Below are 18,343 nucleotides of genomic sequence, written 5' to 3'. Positions count from 1 at the left end.
CGTGGAAAGAGGTTTCGCAATTATATTACATGCATGTGAATGCTAGTTGCTGCGTTGCGAAATATCCTGCGGCGAGGTGAGAGCCTGCTGCGGCCGGGTGCCGGGCGGCGGCGCGACCGGCGGAGCGCCCTCCCAACCGCCACCCAGCGCCTTGAACAGCGACACCTGCGAGTCGGCCACGTTGGTCTCGGACTGGGCTAGCGCCTGCCGCGCCTCGGCGCGATTCTGCTCGGCGACCAGCAGGTCGAGGAAATTGTCGCGGCCGGTGTCGAAGCGGATGCGCGAGAGCTTGGCGGCATCGTCCGCCGCAGCCGACGCGCGCGCCAGTGCTTCGTTGCGCTCCAGCGCCGCGGAATAGCGCGCCAGCGCCTGTTCCGTCTCCTTGAGCGCGGTCAGGATCGTGCCCTGGAAGGCGGCGAGCGAGGCGTCGGCCTGCCCCTTCGCCTGCCGGATGCGCGCGCGCGCAACGGCGATGTTGGGGAAAGTCCACGAGATCAGCGGCCCGAGCGAATAGCCGAACGAGGCCGACTTGCCGATGTCGCCGATATGCGGCGCGCCGAGCGTCGCCGAACCGGCCAGCGTCACCGACGGGAAGAGCTGCGCCGTCGCGATGCCGATCCTCGCCGTGTCGGCGGCCAGCGTGCGCTCCGCCGCGCGGACGTCGGGGCGGCGGGCGAGCAGGGTCGCGCCGTCGCCGACCGGGATCACCGTCGCCACCTTGGGCACGGCGCGGCACTGGGCGGCATCGGCGTCGAGTTCGGCGGGCGGGCGCCCGGTCAGCGCCGCGAGCGCGTAGAGCTGGGCGCGGCGCTCGGCCTCGAGCTGCGGCACCTGCGCATTGGCCTGCTCGACCAGCACGGCCGCCTGATCGACGTCGCGACGCGTGCCGCGACCGGCATCGAGCAGGCGCTGCGTCAGGTCGCGGGTATTGCCTTCGAGCTTGGCCGTCTCGCGTGCGACATCGGCCTGCGCCGCGAAGCCACAGGCGTCGGCATAGCTCTGCGCCACCTGCGCGGCGATCGAGATGCGCGCGCCGTCCAGCTCGGCGGCGGCGGCCTCGGCATCGCGATGCGCCGCCTGGATCGAGCGGGTCACGCGGCCGAAGATGTCGACTTCGTAGCTCGCGTCGAAACCGGCCTGGTAATAATTGAAGTCGAAATGGCTCGGCCCGCCGGCAGCACCGGCGCCGGTGCCCGCGCCGCTCTGGATGGAGTCAGCCCCGATCCGCTCGCGCTGGTAGCTCGCCGAAAGCTCGGTGCTGGGCAACCGCCCGGCCCGCGCCTCGGACAGGAAGCCGCGCGCCTTGCGGAGGTTGCCCGCCGCCTGCCGGATATCGGTGTTGTAGGTGAAGGCATCCTGGATCAGCCGGTCGAGCACCGGGTCCTGGAACATCTCCCACCATTTGGCCGGCAGCGGCCCGCCCGACAGCATCGGGCCGGAATGCGATTCCATGAAGGGCTGGGTCGCATCGGCCTGCACGGCGGGCCGGTGATAGTTGGGCCCGACCGCGCATCCCGCCAGCGCCATCGCCGGGATCAGCGCGCCGGCCGCGCGCAGCATCGCCACCCGGCTCATGAGAGGCCTCCTTCCGCCGCCGCTCCGCCGCTCTGGCGGCTCGAGCGCAGGCCCTTCGCCCAGTCCGACACGCGTTCGCCCAGCATCTTGGTGATGACATAGAAGCTCGGCGTGAAGAGCAGGCCGAACATCGTCACGCCGATCATCCCGAAGAACACCGCCACGCCCAGCGCCTTGCGCATCTCCGAACCCGGACCGTTGGAGATCACCAGCGGCAGCACGCCGAGGATGAAGGCGATCGAGGTCATCAGGATGGGCCGCAGGCGCTGATGCGCCGCCCGCTCGGCCGCGTCGCGGTGGGAGAGGCCGTCATCCTCGCCCTGTCGCGCGAACTCGACGATCAGGATCGCGTTCTTGGCCGCCAGGCCGACCAGCACGACGAGACCGATCTGGGTGAGGACGTTGTTGTCCATCCCCATCAACTCGACGCCGAGGATCGCGGCCAGCAGGCACATCGGCACGATCAGGATCACCGCCAGCGGCAGGATCACGCTCTCATATTGGGCCGCCAGCAGCAGGAAGACGAACAGCACGGCCAGACCGAACACGAAGATGCCGGTATTGCCCGCCTGCTCCTGCTGGAAGGCAAGGTCCGTCCATTCGTAGGTCATGCCCTTGGGCAGGATCTTCTCCGCCAGCCCGGCCATCGTCTTCAGCGACTGGCCCGACGAATAGCCGCGCGCCGTATCGCCCTGAAGCTCCGCCGCCGGATAGAGATTGTAGCGGACCACGCGATAGGGGCCGGAATCGTTCTTCATCGTCAGCACCGCGCCCAGCGGCACCATGCCGCCGCTGCTGGCGCGGGTGCGCAGCTGCTCGACGTCGGAGGTCTGCTGGCGGAAGGGCGCATCGGCCTGCGCCGTCACGCGCCAGGTGCGGCCGAGATAGTTGAAGTCGTTGATATAGGTCGAGCCGAGATAGGTGCCGAGCGTCGAGAAGATGTTCTGCACCGGCACGCCGATCTGCTCGGCCTTCTCGCGGTCGATATCGGCGTAGAGGCGCGGCGTGCGGATGTTGAAGGTGGTGAAGGCCGCCTGGATGCCCTCCGCCTTGTTGGCCGCCATCATCATCCCGAAGGCCGCCTTCTGGAGCGCCGCATAGCCTTCGCCGGTGCGATCCTCGATCTCCATCTTCCAGCCGCCGCCGGTGCCGATACCGCGAACGGGCGGTGGCGGGATGACGAGGATGTTGCCCGCCGTAATCTGGCCATAGGCCTTGCGCAGCTTCACCGCGAACTCGTCGGCGGTGAGCTTGCGGTCCTTCTGCTCCTTCATCAGCACGAAGATCACGCCGGTGTTGGGAGCGTTGGTAAAGGTCGCGCCGTCGAAGCCGGCGAAGGCCACGGTGTCGCGCGCCTCGGGCAGGCTCATGGCGATCTTGATCGCCCCGCGCATGACCTGGGTGGTCCGCTCGAGCGAGGTGCCCGGCGGCATCTGCACGGCGCTGATCAGATAGCCCTGATCCTGCGCGGGGATGAAGCCGGTCGGCGTCGCGTTGAAGCGCCACACCGCGAACAGGATCAGCCCGACATAGACGATGCCGACCAGCGCGAGCTTGCGCACCAACCGCCCGGTCAGCTTGCCATAGCGATCGGACAACCGCTCGAAGCCATGGTTGAAGCCGTTGGCGAAGCGCGCCGGCCAGCCGCGCCAGCCTTCGCGCACCTGCCGGTCCTCATCGAGCCGATGCTTGAGCAGCAACGCCGCGAGCGAAGGCGACAAGGTGAGCGATACGAAGGCCGAGATCGCCGTCGCCGACACGATGGTCAGCGCGAACTGCTTGTAGAACTGGCCCGAGATGCCCGGAATGAAGGCGGTCGGGATAAACACGCCGCACAGCACGAGGCAGATGGCGATCAGCGCGCCGGACACCTCGTCCATCGTCTTGTGCGCCGCCTCGCGGGGACTGAGCCCCTCCTCCTCCATCAGGCGCTCGATATTCTCGATCACGACGATGGCGTCGTCGACGACGATGCCGATGGCGAGCACCAGCCCGAACAGCGACAGATTGTTCAGCGAGAAGCCGAAGCCCGCCATGAAGGCGAAGCTGCCCACCAGCGAGATCGGGATCGCGATCAGCGGCACGATCGCCGCGCGCCAGCTCTGGAGGAACAGCAGCACCACCAGCGCCACGAGGACCAGCGCGATGTAGAGCGTGTGCTCCACCTCGTCGATCGACGCAGAGATATAGTCGGTCGGGTGGTAGCCGATGTTGTAGGCCATCCCGGCAGGGAAGCTCTTGGACGCATCCGCCAGCGCCGCCTTCACCTTGTCCGCGGTCGCCAGCGCGTTGGAGCCGGGGAGCTGCGTCACGATCAGGACGGTCGCGTCCTGGCCGTTGAAGATGCCGTTGGTGGTGTAGTCCTGCGCGCCCAGCTCGATGCGGGCGATGTCGCGCAGCCGCGTGAGGCCGCCATCGGCGCGGCGCTTGAGGATGATGTCGCCGAACTGCTCGGGCGAGGTCAGCCGGCCCAGTGTCTGCACGCCGAGCTGGAAGGCATTGCCCTTGATGCCGAAGGGCGGCGATCCGATCGAGCCGGCGGCGACCTGCGCATTCTGCGCGCGGACCGCGGCGGCCACTTCGTCCACCGTCAGGTCGCGCGCGGCGGCGAGATCGGGATCGATCCAGATCCGCATCGAGAAATCGCGCCCGCCGACGAGGCGCGTGTCGCCCACGCCCTGGATGCGCTTGATCCGGTCATTGACCTGGAGCGTGATATAGTTGGAAATATACTGCTGGCTGAGGGACTTGTCCGGCGAATAGAAGGCCACGCCCATCAGGATGTCCGGCGACGCCTTGCGCACCGTCACGCCGATCGATCGCGTCTCGTCGGGCAGACGGGGCTCGGCTTCCGACACGCGGTTCTGCACCAGAACCTGCGCTTCGTTGATGTCCGTGCCCAGCGCGAAGCTGATCGTGATCGTCAGCGATCCGTCGCCGATCGACGAGGAGGACATGTAGATCATGTTCTCGACGCCGTTGATCTGCTGCTCCAACGGCACGGCGACCGTCTCGGCCATCGTCTCGGCGGTGGCGCCCGGATAGCTGGCGTTCACCGTCACCGTCGGCGGCGCGATCTCCGGATACTGGCCGACCGGCAGCGACGGATAGGCGATCGCGCCGATGATGACGATCAGGATCGAGACGACCGCCGCGAAGATCGGGCGCTCGATGAAGAAATGCGGGAAGCGCATCGCCGCGCCCTCAGCCGGCCGACGGCGTGGCGAAGGACGGCTGCGGCGTGGTGACCGTCGGCATTTGCGGCCCGGTATCGGGCGCGCGCGGTTTGATGACCGTGCGCTTGGCCTCCACCTTGGCGCCCGGCGCGAGCTGGGCGATGCCGTCGAGCAGCACGAGGTCGGTCGGCGCGATGCCGTTGCGGATGGCGCGCAAGCCTTCCACTTCCGGCCCCGTCTCCACCTCGCGCTGCGCCACCGTGCCGTCGCGGGCCATCACGAAGACGAGCTTGCGCGCCTGATCGGCGGTGATCGCCTCGTCCGGCACCAGCAGCGCCTTGTAGGTGCCCGAACCGAGCAGCCGGGCGCGGCCGAACATGCCGGGGGTCAGGAAATGATTCGGGTTCGCCACCACCGCATGGGCGCGAATCGTGCCGGTCTGCGGATCGAGGGCATTGTCGACGAACTGCATCCGGCCATGCCAGTTGTAGCCCGTCTCGTCGGAAAGCTGGATGTCGACCGGGTTGGCCTTGCTCCGCGAGGAATCGCGCAGCCCCTTCTGCGCCTCGCGCAGATATTTGAGGTAGAAGCTCTCGGCGCCGTCGAAGGTGAACCAGATCGGATCGAGCGACACCACCGTGGTCAGCAGCGTCTGCCCGTTGATCACCTGATCGCCCAGAGACACGCGCTTGTCCGACACGCGACCGGACACGGGAGCGCGGACCGTGGTGAAACCGAGGTTGAGCCTGGCGTTATAGGTGTTGGCCTCGGCAGCCTGGAGGTTGGCGGCGGCGGTGCGCACGGCCGCCTCGTTATTCTCCAGCTCCTCCTTGGAGACCGCCTGCACCTTGACCAGTTCGGTCGAACGGGCGGCCACCGACCGCGCGTTGATCAGCGTCGCGCGCGCACTCGCCACCTGCGCCACGGCCTGATCATAGGCGGCCTTGTAGGGACGCGGATCGATGATGAAGAGCGGCTGCCCCTCCTTCACGTCCTGCCCGTTGCGGAACAGGATCTGCGTCACCACGCCGGTGACGCGGGCGCGCAGGTCGACGGACTGCGGCGCCTCGAAGCGGCCGATATACTCGTCCCAGTCGACCACGTCGCGCTGAAGCGGCTGGGCGACGGAAACGTGCGGAGTCGGCGGGCCTTTCGGCCCCTGATTCCCCTTTGAGCATCCGGCCAGGAGGGCGATCATGACCAACGCGGTGGATGTGCGGATCATCCAGGTCCCCTTTATTGCGACGCAACATTTAGCCGGTCGCTTTCCACACACAAGTCAAATGTTACCGAGCAGTACAATAGCCCGGGATTCGGTACAACGCCCCCGGAAAGGCCGTTCGCTTTCCGGCCGGAATGAGCCGGCGCCGTAACCTACGCTCCCTCCATCGCCTTGCCTAGCCACCCCCTCTTTCGCTTGCGGGATGACATCGCTAGGCAGGCGGCGCCCCATATTCTTGCTGAGGAAGTGCCCGATGGCCGATGTCGATGCCCTGATGCGCAAGGCGCCCGTGATCCCCGTGCTGGTGATCGACCGGCTGGAGGATGCCGCCCCGATCGCCGAGGCGCTGGTGGCCGGTGGCCTGCCGCTGCTCGAAGTGACGCTGCGAACCCCCGTGGCGCTCGATGCGATCCGTGAGATGTCCAAGGTGCCGGGCGCGATCGTCGGCGCGGGCACCGTGCTGAACGAGCGCCAGCTCCACGCCGCACAGGAAGCCGGCGCCACCTTCATCGTGTCGCCGGGCCTCACCGTGCCGCTCACCAGGGCCGCGCAGACCGCGAACATCGATTTCCTGCCCGGCGTCGCCAACCCGGCCGACATCATGGCGGGCATGGACCTCGGCCTCAATCGCTTCAAATTCTTCCCGGCCGAGGCGGTCGGCGGGCTGAAGGCGCTCAAGGCCTATGCCTCGGTGTTCCGCGACGCCCGCTTCTGCCCGACCGGCGGCATCACGCTGGAAACGGCGCCGCAGTGGCTGGCCGAGGACGCGGTCCTGTGCGTCGGCGGCTCGTGGCTGGTGCCCTCGGGCACGATCGACGAGGCGGCGATCCGTCAGCGCGCGGAAGCCGCCTCCAAACTCCGCGGCTGACGGACCGGCTGGCGGCGGCTCAGGCCGCCGCCACGCTGCGCCGCCGCGCGTAGAGGAAATAAACCAGCAGCCCGAGCCCGTTCCACGCGAAGAAGCGGACCTGCGTGCCGAGCGGCAGGTTCCAGAACAGGTAGAGGCACCCCAGGATCGCCACCGCGCCGACCAGCGGCGCCAGCGGCGTGCGGAAGGCCCGCTCCCGGCCCGGCTCGCGCTTCCTGAGGATCAGCATCGACGCGCCCACCGCCACGAAGGCGCAGAGCGTCCCCGCATTGGCCAGCGCCGCGATCTCGGCGAGCGGCAGGAAGGCCGCGATGATGGCGACGATGATCGCCGTCCCGATCGTCACCGCCACCGGCACGCCGCTCTTGGGATGCACGCGGCCGAGGCGCTCCGGCAGCAGTCGGTCGCGGGCCATCACGAAGAAGATGCGCGTCTGGCCGAACAGGAAGGCGAGGATGACGGTGGGCAGCGCCACCACGGCGACCGCACCGAAGATCTTGGCCGTCCCCGCGCTGCCCAGCGTGCGCAGCACCAACGCCAGCGGCTCAGCCGAGTTGGCGAAGCTCGCCACCGGCACCGCGCCGATCGCGCAGGCCGCGACGCCCATGTAGATCACCACGCAGGCCAACATCGATCCGACGATGCCGATCGTCATGTCGCGGCCGGGATTCTTGGCCTCCTCGGCCGCCGTCGAGACGGCATCGAAGCCGTAGAAGGCGAAGAAGATGATCGACGCCGCCGCCATCACGCCGCGCTTGGTCCCGTCCGGCCCGAGATGCTGGAAGAAGCCGTCGGGCATGAAGGGATGGAAGTTCGCCGCATCGAAATGCGGCAGCGTCACCGCCACGAACATCGCCAGTGCCGCGATCTTGAGCGCCACGAGGCAGGCGTTCAGCGTCGCCGACTCGCGCGTGCCGACCAGCAGCAGCCCCGCCACGACCGCGATGATGCCCACCGCCGGCAGGTTGATGAGTCCGCCTGCGTCCGGTCCTCCGGCGAGCGCCTTGGGGATGGTCCAGCCGATGCCGTCCATGAAGCCGGTGAAATAGCCCGACCAGCCGACCGCCACCGTCGAGCAGACCACCGAATATTCGAGGATCAGGCTCCAGCCGACGATCCACGCGATCGTCTCGCCCACGGCGACGTAGGAGTAAGTGTAGGCGCTGCCCGACTGCGGAATCATCGCCGCCAACTCGGCATAAGCCAGCGCCGCCGCCGCGCAGACCGCGCCCGCGATCAGGAAGGAGAGGATGACGCCCGGCCCCGCCAGCGCGGCGCCGACGCCGGTCAGCGTCAGGATGCCGGTGCCGACGATCGCGCCGACACCGAGCGCCACCAGATGCGGCCAGCCCAGCGTGCGGTGCAGCTTATGCGCGGCGTCGGCGGGCGGCGCCTCGATCGACTTCAACGGTCCCCAGAACGACATTCTTATCCTCTCTTATCTCTTATTCCTCGTCCGGATAGGGCCCCTTGCCGCCTTCGGCAATGAACTGGTCGACGCGGGCGTTGAGCGCGCTCATCGGCACCGATCCGAGCGCGAGGATCGTGTCGTGGAAGGCGCGGATGTTGAACTTCGGCCCCAGCGCCTTCTCGGCCCTGGCGCGGGCATCGCGGATGGTCTTCTCGCCGAGATAATAAGAGAGCGCCTGCCCCGGCCACGAGATGTAGCGATCCACCTCCGTCTCGATCTCATGATCGGAGAGCGCGGTGTTGTCGTGGAGGAAAGCGATCGCCTGCGCGCGCGTCCAGCCGAGATGGTGGACGCCGGTGTCCACCACCAGCCGCGAGGCGCGCCACATCTGGTAGGAGAGCATCCCGAACTTGTCGTAAGGCGTGGCGTACATCCCCATCTCGTCGCCCAGCCGCTCGCAATAGAGCGCCCACCCCTCGCCATAGGCCGAGATATAACCGGAGGAGCGATACTCGGGCTGGTCCTTCGCCTCGGCGGCGAGAGGTATCTGGAAGGCGTGGCCCGGCGCGCTTTCATGCAGCGTCAGCGCGGTCAACTGATAGAGCGGGCGACTGGGCAAATTCTGGGTGTTGACCAGATAGACGCCGTCGCCGCCGCGTCCCGCCGTATAGAAGGGCGCAATCGCCGCCGGCACGGGGATGATCGCGAAACGGCGGCGCGGCAGATGGCCGAAATAGGTGGCGGCCTTGCCGTCGAAGGTCTTGGCGATCCACGCCGCGTCCTTGAGCAGCTCGTCCGGCGTCTTGGCGTAGAAGCGCGGATCGGTGCGCAGGAAGGTCAGGAAGGCCGGGAAATCGCCCTTGAAGCCGACCTGCTTCATCACCTCCAGCATCTCGGCATGGATCGACGCGACCTCCTGCAAGCCGATCGCGTGGATCTGGTCCGGCGTCAGGTCGAGCGTCGTGAACTCGCGGATCTTGGAACGGTAATAGGCCTCGCCGCCCGGTTGCTTCTCCGCCGCCAGCTCGGGGTTGGCGTGGGGGACATAATCGTCGCGCCAATAGGTGAGCAGCTTGGCGTAGGACGGCACCACGCTCGTCATGATCGCCTTACGCGCCTCGGCGCGAAGCGCCTCCTGCTCGGCCGCCGGGATATTGGCCGGCATCGTCTTGAACGGACCCCAGAAGCCCGTCTCCTCGGCGGTCTTCGCGTTCGCGACCATCGCGATCGAGCTGTCCCGGCCGGTCAGCGTCACCTGGGGCGGCGTGAAGCCGCGCGCCTCGCCGGCCTTCATGTTGGCGATCTGCTGGTCGAAATAGCGCGGCACCTCGCCGAGCTGGGAGATGAAGTTGCGATATTCCTGCGCCGAGCGCAGCGGCTTGTCGTCGACGCTCGAGAGATCGCCCCAGAAGCTCGAATCCGAATTGGCCGGCTTCTCCCATTCGCGGAAGCGCTGGTCGGCGAGCAGCGCGTCGATCTGGCCCTTGTAGACCGCGAAATTGACGCGATTCTCGGGCGTCAGCCGGTCCTGCGGGATGGTAGCGAGCTGGCCCTCCACCTTCTCCCACATGGCGGTGCGCTCCGCCTGCGCGGCGAGCGACACGTCGGGAAGATGGGCGCTCATGATGCGCTTGGCCCTCTCCCCCTCGGGCAGCGCGAAGCTGTGCAGGCGCCAGGCATATTCGTCGGATGTGATCGCCTTGAAGCGAGCGTTCCAGTCCTGCGGCGCAGCGCCGGCGAGCAGGGGAAGCAACAGCAGGGCAGCGCGACGCATGAGGCAGCTCCGGATCGGAAAGGCGGGTCGGCCGGCACCCTGCCGGGTGACCCCGCCCGCCGCAACCACCCGCCGGACGATCGGACCGGCAGCGTCACATATGTGCCACCCTCCCCTCCTGCACGATTGCGAGGCTCGTGGACGCCCGCTATCCATCGCAGCGCATGGCCGACCCCGTCCATCCCGCCGCCCAGGGCTTCGACCCCGCCGCCGCCGCCCGCATGGTCGCGGCCTTCGGCCATAATGGCGCGCTCGGCGCCCGCTTCGTCGCGCATGGCGAGGACTGGTCGGAGCTGGCGCTCGACTATCGCGAGGACCTGATTGGCGACGAGGAGACCGGCGTGCTCGCCTCCGGCCCGATCATCGCGCTGATGGACATGGCGACCAGCATCGCCGTCTGGATCAAGCGCGGCGCATTCAAGCCGCAGGCGACGCTGGACCTGCGCATCGACTATCTGCGCGCCGCGACGCCGGGGCGGACCGTCTTCGGGCGCGGCGAATGCTATCGCCTCACCCGCCGCGTCGCCTTCGTGCGCGGCATGGCGCATGACGGCGACCCGGCCGACCCCATCGCGCATGTCGCCGGCACCTTCATGATGACGGACGAGGCCTGAGCGCATGGGTGTGTGCGAGACGAAGCTGCCGCCCTACGCGCACTTCCTCGGCATCACCGTCGAGCGCGACGGGGATCGCGGGCCGCTCTTCCAGATGCCGTTCGAGACACGCGTGGTCGGCCGCCCGCACTTCCTCCACGGCGGCGCTATCGCCGGCCTGCTGGAGATCGCCGCCGTCGGCACGGTGCTCGACGCGCTGGCCGCCGAGCCGGGCGTCAGCGTCAAGCCGATCAACGTCACCGTGGATTTCATGCGCGGCGGGCGCGAGCGGCTGACCTTCGCCGCCGCCACCATTGCGCGGCTGGGCAACCGCATCGCCAATGTCGAGGCCTTCGCCTGGCAGGACGATCGCACCCGCCCGATCGCAGCCGCGCGCATGACGCTGATGCTGCGCCGCGCGCCTCAGGGAGAATGAGATGGCCTTTTGGGTGCTGCGTTCCGAACCCGACGCCTATTCATGGGACGATCTCGTCCGCGACGGCGGCACCGAGTGGAATGGGGTCCGCAACTATACCGCGCGCAATTTCCTGAAGGAGATGGCGGTCGGCGATCAGGCGCTGTTCTACCACTCGAACACGGAGAAAGCGGCGGTCGGCATCATGGAGGTGACGCGCGCGTGGCAGCCGGACGGCGACGACGGCAAATGGGCGAGCGTCGCGGTGAAGGCGGTCCGACCACTGGCGCACCCGGTGACGCTGGCGGCGATCAAGGCCGAGCCGAAGCTCGCCGAGCTGATGATGCTGAAACAGTCCCGGCTGTCGGTGTCGAAGGTCGAGCCGGCGGAGTGGGCGCTGCTGCTGAAGATGGCGGAATGAACGCCTACCATTTGCATGGGGAGGACTAGGAGCCGCGCATCGCCTCGCAATCGATCGCCCCACCCCAGATACAATTCGGGCCGCCACTCCTGTGAGTGACGGCCCGTATCGTTTCGCTTACGCCGCGGAGCGCTTGGCGCGCTTGCGCTCGTGCGGATCGAGGTGGCGCTTGCGCAGACGGATCGTCTTCGGCGTCACTTCGACCAGCTCATCGTCGTCAATGTAGGCGATGGCCTGCTCCAGCGTCATGCGCTTCGGCGGGGTCAGGCGGATCGCGTCGTCCTTGCCGCCCGAAGCGCGGAAGTTGGTGAGCTGCTTCGCCTTCATCGGATTGACTTCGAGGTCGTCATCCTTGGCGTTCTGGCCGACGATCATGCCCTCGTAGAGCGCCTCGCCATGGCCGACGAACAGGATGCCGCGCTCTTCGAGCGGGCCCAGCGCGTAGCTGTTGGCTTCGCCCGAACCGTTCGAGATCAGAACGCCGTTCTTGCGGCCTTCGATCGAGCCCTTGTGCGGGCCATATTTCTCGAACAGGCGGTTCATGATGCCCGTGCCGCGCGTGTCGGACAGGAACTCGCCATGATAGCCGATGAGGCCGCGCGACGGCGCCGAGAAGGTGATGCGCGTCTTGCCGCCACCCGACGGGCGCATGTCGGTCATCTCGGCCTTGCGCTGGTTCATCTTGTCGACGACCGTGCCCGAGAATTCCTCGTCCACGTCGATCACGACGGTCTCGTACGGCTCGGTCCGGCCACCGGTCTCGTCCTCGCCGAACAGCACGCGCGGACGCGAGATGCCGAGCTCGAAGCCCTCGCGGCGCATCGTCTCGATGAGCACGCCGAGTTGGAGTTCGCCACGGCCGGCGACCTCGAACGAGTCCCTGTCGGCGCTCTCGGTCACCTTCACGGCGACGTTCGATTCCGCCTCGCGGAACAGGCGGTCGCGGATCATGCGCGACGTGACCTTCGAGCCTTCACGGCCGGCGAAGGGCGAATCGTTCACCGCGAAACGCATCGAGAGCGTCGGCGGATCGATCGGCTGCGCGACGATCGGCGTGTCGACCGAGGTGTCGGCGATGGTGTTCGCCACAGTCGCGACGGTGAGGCCGGCCAGCGAGATGATGTTGCCCGCCTGCGCTTCTTCGACCGGAACGCGGTCCAGACCGTGGAAGGTCATGATCTTGGAGGCGCGGCCCACCTCGATCACATTGCCCTCGGCGTCGAGCGCATGGATCGGCTGGTTGAGCTTGACCGTGCCCGAGTTGATGCGACCGGTGAGGATGCGGCCCATGAAGTTGTCGCGATCGAGCAGCGTCACCAGGAAGGTGAAGGGCGCGTCGACGTCGACCGACGGCGCGGGCACGTGGTTCACGATCTTCTCGAACAGCGGACGCAGCGTGCCTTCGCGGGCATTCTCGTCGGTCGAGGCATAGCCGTTGCGGCCCGAGGCGTAGAGCACCGGGAAGTCGAGCTGCTCTTCGGTCGCGTCGAGGCTGACGAAGAGGTCGAACACCTCGTCGAGCACTTCCTGCACGCGCGAATCCGGGCGGTCGATCTTGTTGACGACGACGATCGGCTTGAGGCCGAGGGCGAGCGCCTTGCCGGTCACGAACTTGGTCTGCGGCATCGCGCCTTCGGACGAGTCCACGAGCAGGATCACGCCGTCGACCATCGAGAGGATGCGCTCCACCTCGCCGCCGAAGTCGGCGTGGCCGGGGGTGTCGACGATGTTGATGCGGGTGCCTTCCCACTCGATCGAGGTGGGCTTGGCGAGGATCGTGATGCCACGCTCCTTTTCGAGGTCGTTCGAGTCCATGGCGCGCTCTTCAACGCGCTGGTTGTCACGGAAGGTGCCGGACTGACGGAAGAGCTGGTCGACGAGCGTGGTCTTGCCGTGATCGACGTGGGCGATGATCGCCACGTTGCGGAGCGCCATGAGATTATGATCCTGCAGGAGTTTCAGCGCGCGCCCATAGCGGAAATGGCGCGCTGCAACAAGGGCGGGCGGCTCAGGCGGTGCGCGCGGCGATCAGCCCGGCCCCGAACATGAAGAAGAGCGCGCCGGTCCCGCGGTCGAACGCCCGCTGTCTCCGCCCGTCCGAAAGCCAGCCCGACAGACGCCGTCCGCCCGCCGCATAGGCGACGTACCAGCCCGTCTCGATCGCCACGAACGTCGCGACGAGGATCGCGAACTGCGGCGCCCAGCCGGACTTCTGCGAGATGAACTGCGGGAAGAGGGCTGCGGCGAAGAGGATCAGCTTCGGGTTGGAGAGCCCGGTGAACAGCGCATCCCGATAGAGCGCGAAGGTCGAGACGCCGGGTGTCACGGGCACGTCCGGGTCCATCCCCGCCGCGCCCTTCCCCGCCCCGCGCCACGCCTTGATGCCGAGCCATGCGAGATAGGCAGCCCCCGCATAGCGCAGCACGTCGAACAATCGCGGCGAAGCCAGCAGCAGCGCGCCAACGCCCGCGGCCGAGGCGGCGAGCGCGATCAGCACGGCGGTCATGCAGCCCGCCATCGCCCACACCGAGCGGCCGAAGCCGTAGCGCACCGAACGCGTCATGACATGGAGCATGTTCGGCCCCGGCGTTCCCGAAATGAGGAACACCGTCACCACGAACAGCCACCAGCGATCCCAGCTCATCCCTTGATCCAGACTTCCAATATCAGCGCGACGAGGCCGAGCGTCGCCACGCTCAGCGCCCACAGCCCCACGAACCAGCCGAGGCGGCGCGCCCACATCTCAGTGATAGCCCCCCTCGCCCACCTTGCCCCGGAAGACCCAGTAGGCCCAGCTCGTATAGGCAAGGATGACGGGGATGAGAACAACCGCGCCGACCAGCATGAAACCCTGGCTCACGCCGGGTGCGGCGGCCTGATAGATCGAGACGCGGCCGGGGATCACATCGGGGAAGATCGACACCGCCAGCCCCGCCATCGACAGCAGGAACAAGGCGACCGTCAGGAAGAAGGGCGCGCGCTCGCGCCCCTTGGCGAGCGCCCAGAGCAGCAGCACCGCCACGATCGCGACCAGCAGCGGCACCTGCGCCGCCGCCAGCACGTTCGGCCAGGCGAACCAGCGCTTGTAATATTGCCCGGACAGGAAAGGCGTGGCGGCGCTCACCGCCGCGATCGCCAGCACGAGCAGCGGCGCCAGCATCTTCGCGAGCTTGCGGGCATCCTCGTGCACCAGCCCCTCGGTCTTCCACAGCAGGAAGCAGGCGCCGAGCAGCGCATAGCCGATCAGCAGGCTCACGCCGGTCAGCATCGAAAAGGGGGTCAGCCAGTCCCACCAGCCGCCCGCATAGGCGCGACCCTCGACATGGATGCCCTGCAACAGCGCGCCGAGCGTGATGCCCTGCGCCAGCGCCGCCACGGCGGAGCCGGAGAAGAAGGCGAAGTCCCACACCGGACGGTGCCGCGGGTCGCGCCAGCGGAACTCGAACGCGACGCCCCGGAAGACGAGGCCGAGCAGCATCGCGATGATCGGCGGATAGAGCGCCGGCAGGATGATCGAATAGGCCAGCGGGAAGGCCGCCAGCAGGCCGCCGCCGCCCATCACCAGCCATGTCTCGTTGCCGTCCCACACGGGGGCGATCGCGTTCATCGCCTGATCGCGTTCCTTGCCGACCTTGAACAGCGGGAAGAGAATGCCGATGCCGAGGTCGAAGCCATCCATGAAGACATAGGCCGCGATGGCAAAGGCGATGATGCCGGCCCATATCAGCGCCAGCATGGGATCGGGCTCGATCATGCGCGGCCTCCTTCGATCGCGGGCGCGGGCGTGATGCCGGCAGCGTGGATGGGCTGGTCGGGATGGTCGGGCTCGCCGGTCGCGGGGGGCTTCGCCATCAGGCGCAGGATGTACCAGATGCCCGCCGAGAAGGCCGTGAGATAGACGATGGCGAAGGCCACCAGCGACCATCCCACCCCCGGCGCAGCGATCGGCGAGACGCTGTCCGCCGTGCGCAGGACGTGGAAGATGGTGTAAGGCTGGCGCCCCACCTCGGTGGTGACCCAGCCCGCCGTGGTGGCGACGAAGCCCGCCGGCCCCATCACCAGCGCGAAGCGGTGCAACCAGCCCCACTCATAGAGCCCCTTGCGCGCCCGCGCCGCGAGGCTCGACAGGCCGAGCAGCAGCATCAGCGAAGCAAGGCCCACCATGATGCGGAACGACCAGAAGACGATCGGCACCGGCGGCCATTCGTCGCGGGGGAAATCGGTCAGCCCCTGAAGCGGCGCATGAGGATCGTGGCGCAGGATCAGAGAGCCGGCGTGCGGGATCTCGACCTTCGCCTTCACCTCGGCGGACCGGCTGTCGGGCAGGCCGAACAGGATCAGCGGCGCGCCGTCCGGGCTCGGGCGGTAATCGCCCTCCATCGCCAGCACCTTGGCGGGCTGATGCTCCAGCGTGTTGAGGCCATGCTGGTCGCCGACGAGGATCTGCACCGGCGCCACCAGCGCCGCCATCCACATCGCCATCGAGAACATCTTGCGCACCTGCGGCGTCGCGTGGCCGCGGATCAGGTGCCATGCGCCGACCGCCCCCACCACCAGCGCAGTGGTGAGATAGGAGGCGATCAGCGTGTGGATCAGGCGATAGGGGAAGCTCGGCGTGAAGATCACCGGCCACCAGCTTCCCGCCGGCACGAACTGGTGGGCGGAATTGAGCGTCCAGCCCTGCGGCGTCTGCATCCAGCTATTGGCCGAGATGATCCAGAAGGCCGAGATGCAGGTGCCCAGCGCTACCGCGCAGGTGGCGAAATAATGGAGCCCCGGCCCCACCTTCTTCATCCCGAAGATCATCACGCCGAGGAAGCCCGCTTCGAGAAAGAAGGCGGTCAGCACCTCATAGGCCATCAGCGGCCCGACGATCGGCCCGGCGCGATCGGAGAAGACCGACCAGTTGGTGCCGAACTGGTAGGACATGACGATGCCGGACACGACGCCCATCGCGAAGTTGATCGCGAAGATCTTGGTCCAGTAGCGGAACAGGTCGAGATAGACGGCCTGTTTCGTCTTCAGCCACAGCCCTTCCAGCACCATGAGATAGCTGGCCAGCCCGATGGTGAAGCTCGGAAAGATGAAGTGGAAGGACAGGGTGAAAGCGAATTGCGCTCGCGCGAGCAGCAACGCGGCCTGATCGTGCATGACGGTATACCCCGGCGCGTTTTGATGCGGATCTCAACCTTGCCCATGCCTTAGGCCAGACCCCCGTTTATTGCACGTCCGAAACACGATTTTTCCGCCCTTTTCCTTCAAGAGGCGCAACAAATGCGTCATGCGGACCCGCTAGTCGGCGGCCATGACCCTCCTCACCCCGTCGCGTCGCGCCGTGATCGGCGGCCTCGTCGCCGCCCCCTTCATCCTGCCCGCCGGCCTCCGTGCCCAGACGCTGGGATTTGTGGACTATCCCTTCACGCTGGGCGTCGCGTCCGGCGATGCGCTGCCCGACGGTTTCGTGATCTGGACCCGACTCGCTCCCCGGCCTCTGGAGCCGCGGGGAGGAATGCCGATCAAACCCGTCGCGGTGGACTGGGAGGTGGCCGAGGATGACAGCTTCAGGACCATCGTCGCCAAGGGCAGCGAGGTGGCGCATCCCGAACTGGCCCATTCGGTCCATGTCGAGGTCGCGGGACTGAAGCCCGGCCGTCCCTACTGGTATCGCTTCAAATGCGCGGGCGAGAAGAGCCTGACCGGCCGGGCCCGCACCCTCCCCGCGATCGGAGCCGTCGTCGACAAGGTGCGCTTCGCCGCCGTCGGCTGCCAGCATTTCGAGGCGGGCTACTACACCGCCTATCGCCATGTCGCCGAGGAGGAACTCGATTTCGTGTTCCACTACGGTGACTATATCTACGAATATCATCCCGGAACGGTGACGAACGAGCTGCATCAGCCGATCGACCCGGTGCGCCTCTATGTCGGCGGCGAGCCCTATACGCTCGGCGACTATCGCATCCGCTATGCGCAGGAGACGATGGACACCGACCTGATGGCGGCCCGCGCCGCGCATCCGTGGTTCTGCACCTATGACGACCATGAGGTCGACAACAACTGGGTGTCGGACCGCGATCAGGACGGCACCGATCCGGCACTGTTCCTGCTCCGCCGCCGTCAGGCGTTGCAGGCCTGGTATGAGCATATGCCGGTCCGCAAGGCGTCCTTCCCGCAGGCGGACGGCGCCGTCGAGTTCCGCCGCCGCGCCGATTATGGCGACTTGATGCGCGGGCATTTCCTCAACACCCGCCTCTATCGCACCGACCAGCCCTGCGGCGACGATTACAAGCCCGCCTGCGCCGGCGTGAGCGCGGCCGACGCGCAGATCCTGGGGCAGCAGCAGGAGCACTGGCTCGGCGAGGGCCTCGCCTCCAGCCATCAGCGCTGGCAGCTCGTGGCGCAGCAGGTGATGGTCTGCCCGCTCGACCGGCGCGAGCATGACGAGCCGCAGCCGCTCTACAACATGGATAGCTGGGCCGGTTACCAAGGCCCCCGCACCCGCCTGTTCGACCAGTTCGCGAGCCACAAGGGCGGCAACATCGTCGTCGTCACCGGCGACGAGCACCAGAATTTCGCCAACGACCTGATCCACCACGACAAGGTGGTGGCGAGCGAGTTCGTCTCGACCTCGATCAGTTCGGGCGGCGACGGCCATGAGACGCGCCCCGGCAACGAGGCGTGGATGCGCCGCAACCCCTGCCTCAAATGGACCGGCGATCGCCGGGGCTATGCCCTGAGCGAAGTCACGCGCGACGCCTGGACCTGCCATTTCCGGGCGGTCGACGCGGTGAGCGTCAAGGGGATGCCGATCCGCACGGCCTCGCGCTGGGCGGTGCAGGCGGGCAAGCCGGGGCTGGTGCAGGCGTAAAGCCCGCACGGCCCAGCGTATCA

The 18,343-nt window shown here is 67.6% G+C and carries 15 protein-coding genes; 5 read left to right on the top strand and 10 right to left on the bottom strand.

Going from position 1 to position 18,343, the window contains the following annotated elements:
- Positions 1–42 precede the first annotated feature (42 nt).
- Genes ST3T6A_RS0103370 through ST3T6A_RS0103360 form a run of 3 tightly spaced genes read right to left on the bottom strand, consistent with a single transcriptional unit; the run spans position 43 to position 5,976 of the window.
- Positions 43–1,575, bottom strand: coding sequence for an efflux transporter outer membrane subunit (locus ST3T6A_RS0103370; protein ID WP_019831481.1), 1,533 nt, complete (start codon positions 1,573–1,575; stop codon positions 43–45).
- Entirely contained in the window at positions 1,572–4,769 is a 3,198-nt protein-coding gene (locus tag ST3T6A_RS0103365) for an efflux RND transporter permease subunit (RefSeq protein WP_019831480.1), read from the bottom strand. The genes ST3T6A_RS0103370 and ST3T6A_RS0103365 overlap by 4 nt, the downstream gene beginning before the upstream one ends.
- A 10-nt stretch (positions 4,770–4,779) precedes the next feature.
- Positions 4,780–5,976 carry an efflux RND transporter periplasmic adaptor subunit gene (locus tag ST3T6A_RS0103360; RefSeq protein ID WP_019831479.1) on the bottom strand — a complete coding sequence of 399 codons (1,197 nt, stop codon included), beginning with the start codon at positions 5,974–5,976 and terminating at the stop codon, positions 4,780–4,782.
- Positions 5,977–6,226: 250 nt separating this feature from the next.
- Here ST3T6A_RS0103360 and eda point away from each other — a divergent pair, with 250 nt between their 5' ends.
- On the top strand, positions 6,227–6,841 hold the full coding sequence (gene eda, locus ST3T6A_RS0103355; protein ID WP_019831478.1) for a bifunctional 4-hydroxy-2-oxoglutarate aldolase/2-dehydro-3-deoxy-phosphogluconate aldolase: 615 nt from the start codon (positions 6,227–6,229) through the stop codon (positions 6,839–6,841).
- A gap of 19 nt (positions 6,842–6,860) precedes the next feature.
- On the opposite strand, the gene ST3T6A_RS0103350 is transcribed toward eda, so the two are convergent.
- A complete protein-coding gene (locus tag ST3T6A_RS0103350; RefSeq protein ID WP_026359385.1) occupies positions 6,861–8,267 on the bottom strand; it encodes an amino acid permease in 1,407 nt (468 codons plus the stop codon).
- Between the two features lie 19 nt (positions 8,268–8,286).
- Positions 8,287–10,026 carry a DUF885 domain-containing protein gene (locus ST3T6A_RS0103345; protein WP_019831476.1) on the bottom strand — a complete coding sequence of 580 codons (1,740 nt, stop codon included), beginning with the start codon at positions 10,024–10,026 and terminating at the stop codon, positions 8,287–8,289.
- A gap of 164 nt (positions 10,027–10,190) precedes the next feature.
- Between ST3T6A_RS0103345 and ST3T6A_RS0103340 the strand changes: the two genes are divergently transcribed.
- From ST3T6A_RS0103340 to ST3T6A_RS0103330, 3 genes are read left to right on the top strand one after another with little or no spacing between them, the layout of a single operon-like run.
- On the top strand, positions 10,191–10,640 hold the full coding sequence (locus ST3T6A_RS0103340) for a PaaI family thioesterase (protein WP_026359384.1): 450 nt from the start codon (positions 10,191–10,193) through the stop codon (positions 10,638–10,640).
- A gap of 4 nt (positions 10,641–10,644) precedes the next feature.
- Positions 10,645–11,055, top strand: coding sequence for a PaaI family thioesterase (locus ST3T6A_RS0103335; RefSeq protein WP_019831474.1), 411 nt, complete (start codon positions 10,645–10,647; stop codon positions 11,053–11,055).
- Position 11,056: 1 nt separating this feature from the next.
- Positions 11,057–11,455 (top strand): EVE domain-containing protein, encoded by a 399-nt coding sequence (locus ST3T6A_RS0103330; RefSeq protein ID WP_019831473.1) that lies wholly within the window; start codon positions 11,057–11,059, stop codon positions 11,453–11,455.
- A 117-nt stretch (positions 11,456–11,572) separates the two neighbouring features.
- Here ST3T6A_RS0103330 and typA read toward each other — a convergent pair whose 3' ends face one another.
- The 5 genes from typA to ST3T6A_RS0103305 all read right to left on the bottom strand — a co-directional run bounded on the left by typA (position 11,573) and on the right by ST3T6A_RS0103305 (position 16,606).
- Positions 11,573–13,390 (bottom strand): translational GTPase TypA, encoded by a 1,818-nt coding sequence (gene typA, locus ST3T6A_RS0103325; RefSeq protein WP_019831472.1) that lies wholly within the window; start codon positions 13,388–13,390, stop codon positions 11,573–11,575.
- Positions 13,391–13,463: 73 nt separating this feature from the next.
- Complete coding sequence (locus ST3T6A_RS0103320; protein WP_019831471.1) at positions 13,464–14,099, bottom strand: LysE family translocator; 636 nt, start codon at positions 14,097–14,099, stop codon at positions 13,464–13,466.
- Entirely contained in the window at positions 14,096–14,197 is a 102-nt protein-coding gene (locus ST3T6A_RS21050; RefSeq protein ID WP_019831470.1) for a DUF2474 family protein, read from the bottom strand. The genes ST3T6A_RS0103320 and ST3T6A_RS21050 overlap by 4 nt, the downstream gene beginning before the upstream one ends.
- A gap of 1 nt (position 14,198) precedes the next feature.
- Positions 14,199–15,209 carry a cytochrome d ubiquinol oxidase subunit II gene (gene cydB / locus ST3T6A_RS0103310; protein WP_019831469.1) on the bottom strand — a complete coding sequence of 337 codons (1,011 nt, stop codon included), beginning with the start codon at positions 15,207–15,209 and terminating at the stop codon, positions 14,199–14,201.
- Positions 15,206–16,606 carry a cytochrome ubiquinol oxidase subunit I gene (locus tag ST3T6A_RS0103305; protein WP_019831468.1) on the bottom strand — a complete coding sequence of 467 codons (1,401 nt, stop codon included), beginning with the start codon at positions 16,604–16,606 and terminating at the stop codon, positions 15,206–15,208. The genes cydB and ST3T6A_RS0103305 overlap by 4 nt, the downstream gene beginning before the upstream one ends.
- A gap of 154 nt (positions 16,607–16,760) precedes the next feature.
- On the opposite strand from ST3T6A_RS0103305, the gene ST3T6A_RS0103300 reads away from it, so the two are divergent.
- A complete protein-coding gene (locus ST3T6A_RS0103300) occupies positions 16,761–18,320 on the top strand; it encodes an alkaline phosphatase D family protein (protein ID WP_019831467.1) in 1,560 nt (519 codons plus the stop codon).
- Positions 18,321–18,343: the final 23 nt, after the last annotated feature.

Origin of the sequence: Sphingomonas sp. PR090111-T3T-6A, assembly GCF_000383095.1 — a bacterium.
Classification (GTDB): Bacteria; Pseudomonadota; Alphaproteobacteria; order Sphingomonadales; family Sphingomonadaceae; genus Solisphingomonas.
This window is presented reverse-complemented; position numbering and strand designations above follow the sequence as displayed.

Bases quoted from the DNA above. Each gene is read 5' to 3' on its own strand.
- ST3T6A_RS0103350 (WP_026359385.1), bottom strand. From the start codon at position 8,267: ATGTCGTTCTGGGGACCGTTGAAGTCGATCGAGGCGCCGCCCGCCGAC.
- ST3T6A_RS0103370 (WP_019831481.1), bottom strand. From the start codon at position 1,575: ATGAGCCGGGTGGCGATGCTGCGCGCGGCCGGCGCGCTGATCCCGGCG.
- ST3T6A_RS0103365 (WP_019831480.1), bottom strand. From the start codon at position 4,769: ATGCGCTTCCCGCATTTCTTCATCGAGCGCCCGATCTTCGCGGCGGTC.
- cydB (WP_019831469.1), bottom strand. From the start codon at position 15,209: ATGATCGAGCCCGATCCCATGCTGGCGCTGATATGGGCCGGCATCATC.
- ST3T6A_RS21050 (WP_019831470.1), bottom strand. From the start codon at position 14,197: ATGTGGGCGCGCCGCCTCGGCTGGTTCGTGGGGCTGTGGGCGCTGAGC.
- ST3T6A_RS0103330 (WP_019831473.1), top strand. From the start codon at position 11,057: ATGGCCTTTTGGGTGCTGCGTTCCGAACCCGACGCCTATTCATGGGAC.
- ST3T6A_RS0103335 (WP_019831474.1), top strand. From the start codon at position 10,645: ATGGGTGTGTGCGAGACGAAGCTGCCGCCCTACGCGCACTTCCTCGGC.
- ST3T6A_RS0103340 (WP_026359384.1), top strand. From the start codon at position 10,191: ATGGCCGACCCCGTCCATCCCGCCGCCCAGGGCTTCGACCCCGCCGCC.
- ST3T6A_RS0103360 (WP_019831479.1), bottom strand. From the start codon at position 5,976: ATGATCCGCACATCCACCGCGTTGGTCATGATCGCCCTCCTGGCCGGA.
- typA (WP_019831472.1), bottom strand. From the start codon at position 13,390: ATGGCGCTCCGCAACGTGGCGATCATCGCCCACGTCGATCACGGCAAG.
- ST3T6A_RS0103320 (WP_019831471.1), bottom strand. From the start codon at position 14,099: ATGAGCTGGGATCGCTGGTGGCTGTTCGTGGTGACGGTGTTCCTCATT.
- eda (WP_019831478.1), top strand. From the start codon at position 6,227: ATGGCCGATGTCGATGCCCTGATGCGCAAGGCGCCCGTGATCCCCGTG.
- ST3T6A_RS0103345 (WP_019831476.1), bottom strand. From the start codon at position 10,026: ATGCGTCGCGCTGCCCTGCTGTTGCTTCCCCTGCTCGCCGGCGCTGCG.
- ST3T6A_RS0103305 (WP_019831468.1), bottom strand. From the start codon at position 16,606: ATGCACGATCAGGCCGCGTTGCTGCTCGCGCGAGCGCAATTCGCTTTC.
- ST3T6A_RS0103300 (WP_019831467.1), top strand. From the start codon at position 16,761: ATGACCCTCCTCACCCCGTCGCGTCGCGCCGTGATCGGCGGCCTCGTC.